The organism is Pseudomonas sp. P5_A12, from assembly GCF_056400685.1.
Window position 1 is genome coordinate 1 of record NZ_JBFUKU010000485.1, and the last position, 2,466, is coordinate 2,466.

At 58.0% G+C, this 2,466-nt stretch carries 1 protein-coding gene, 1 rRNA gene and 1 pseudogene; all 3 read right to left on the bottom strand.

Annotated elements, in window-relative coordinates:
• Positions 1-114: 114 nt before the first annotated feature.
• A pseudogene (locus tag AC1DSG_RS30220) lies at positions 115-231 on the bottom strand (histone deacetylase family protein); the annotation flags it as partial.
• A 12-nt stretch (positions 232-243) separates the two neighbouring features.
• The gene (mrdA, locus tag AC1DSG_RS30225; protein ID WP_477794147.1) at positions 244-2,136 is read right to left on the bottom strand and encodes a penicillin-binding protein 2; all 1,893 of its coding nucleotides are present in this window, start codon (positions 2,134-2,136) and stop codon (positions 244-246) included.
• Positions 2,137-2,365: 229 nt separating this feature from the next.
• Positions 2,366-2,466: ribosomal RNA gene (gene rrf, locus AC1DSG_RS30230) — 5S ribosomal RNA — on the bottom strand; the annotation flags it as partial.

A 2,466-nucleotide genomic window follows, 5' to 3' on the forward strand; every position in this document is an offset into this window, starting at 1 on the left:
TTTTAGGGCTGTTTCGCAGCCCGACAGGGCGATGCGGCGTTCCGACAAGCCTTTTAGGGCTGTTTCGCAGCCCGACAGGGCGATGCGGCGTTCCGACAAGCCCCCTCGCCACGGTCAGATCTTCCACACCTCAGGGCTCACAAAAAACGCCCGGGCATTATCTTCCAGGCTCTCCAAGTGATACCCACCCTCCTGCACAATCAAACAGGGTAGCCCAAGGTTGCGAATCTGCAGCCTTGCACCTTAGACGCGAGGATCGCCCGGGGCCTTGCTCGGGGCGGCGTATTGCGGTTTCAGGTGACCGTCCTGATCCAGTAGCCAGGCGTCCATGATCTGCCGCACCACCGGGCCGGCAACGCGACCACCGGCCTCGCCGTTTTCTATCATCACCGAGATGACAATCTTCGGGTGCTCGGCCGGGGCGAAACCGACGAACAAGGCGTTATCGCGGTTACGCTCCAGGGTTTTCGCCCGGTTGTAGCGCTCACCCTGCTTGATCGCGACGACTTGCGCAGTACCACTCTTGCCGGCAATGCGGTATTGAGCACCCTGCGCTGCCGCCCGGGCAATCCCGCGAGCGTCGTGCATCACCATCTGCATGCCATGGTTGACCTGCTCCCAGTCACGCGGGTCCTTGAGCAGGATGTTCGGCATCGGGTGCTCATCCACCGGCGCAATACCGTCCACAGTCTTGGCCAAGTGCGGTCGGTTCCAGACACCTTTGTTGGCAATCAAAGCGGTGGCTTGGGCCAATTGCAGGGGTGTGACCTGCATATAGCCCTGGCCGATGCCGAGGATTACCGTCTCGCCAGGAAACCAGGCCTGACGACGCGTGGCGCGCTTCCAGGCCTGGGACGGCATTAGACCGGCAGACTCTTCGAACATGTCCAGCGAGACCTTCTCGCCGAGGCCGAACATCGCCATGTAGTCGTGCAGGCGATCGATGCCCAGCTTGTGGGCCAGATCGTAAAAGTAGGTGTCGTTGGAGCGCATGATCGCCGCGTCCATGTCCACCCAACCGTCGCCGCTGTGGTTCCAGTTGCGGTATTTGTGATCGTAGTCCGGGAGCTGGTAGTAACCCGGATCGAAGACACGGGTCTGCGGAGTGACGACGCCGGCATCAAGTCCGGCAATGGCCACCTCCGGCTTGATGGTCGAACCGGGCGCGTAGAGGCCGCGCAGCACACGGTTGAACAGCGGACGGTCGATGGAGTCGTGCAGCGCTGCGTATTCCTTGAAGCTGATCCCGGTAACGAACAGGTTCGGGTCGAAGCTAGGCTTGCTGACCATTGCCAGCACTTCACCGGTCGACGGGTCGAGCGCGACCACTGAACCTCGACGATCACCCAAGGCTTCTTCGGCGGCTTCCTGAAGTTTGACGTCCAGGCTCAGGACAATGTTTTTTCCGGGGACCGGATCCGTGTGTTTGAGCACGCGTAGCACACGGCCCTGGGCATTGGTTTCGACTTCTTCGTAACCGACCTGGCCATGCAGCTCGGACTCGTAGAATTTTTCAATACCGGTTTTGCCGATGGATTGAGTGCCTCGGTATTCCACCGTGTCCAGGGCTTTGGATTCTTTCTCGTTGATGCGACCRACGTAGCCGATCGAATGCGCGAAATGCGCGCCCATCGGATAGTGGCGAACGAACTGAGGCTCGACATCGATTCCCGGCAGGCGGAACTCGTTAACCGCCAGTACCGCGATCTGCTCTTCACTCAGTTCATAGAACAGGGTGACCGGCACGAACGGATGACGGGCCTGCTTCATTGCCTTGTCGAACAATGTTCGATCTTCTGTCGACAGGTGCAGGAGGTTGACCACCTCATCCAGCTCCTCTTTGACATCGGAGGCGCGTTCGCGGGTAATCGTCAGATTGAAGCTCGGCCGGTTGTCGGCCAGAACCACGCCATTGCGGTCGTAGATCAACCCTCGGGTGGGCGTAATCGGCAGGACGTGGACTCGGTTGTTTTCGGAGATGGTCGAGTTATAGTCAAACTCGACCACCTGCAGAACATACATGCGCACCAGCAGCGCGCAGGAAATAGCGACGACGAACAAGCCGCAAGCCATCAGTCTTTTGTTGACCAGGCGCGTCTCTTTTTCGTGGTCCTTGATCGGTATCGGTTCGGGCATTTCTGCAGCAGCTCTTTGACTAAAGAAGGATGCCGATCCGTAGGCTTGAAATCAGTCCGTTAAAAAACGAGCTGCACCATACCAAAAACCGCCCGGTCACTTTAGTTCGATTTCCTCTAGATAGTGCATTTCTTACTGTCGCTCGTGTCAATACGGGGATGCTTTGGACTTTCCTGCGGACAAAACAAAACCCCTACCTGCATACGCAGATAGGGGTTTCGGAATTTAATCTTGACGATGACCTACTCTCACATGGGGAAACCCCACACTACCATCGGCGATGCATCGTTTCACTGCTGAGTTCGGGATGGGATCAGGTGGTTCCAATGC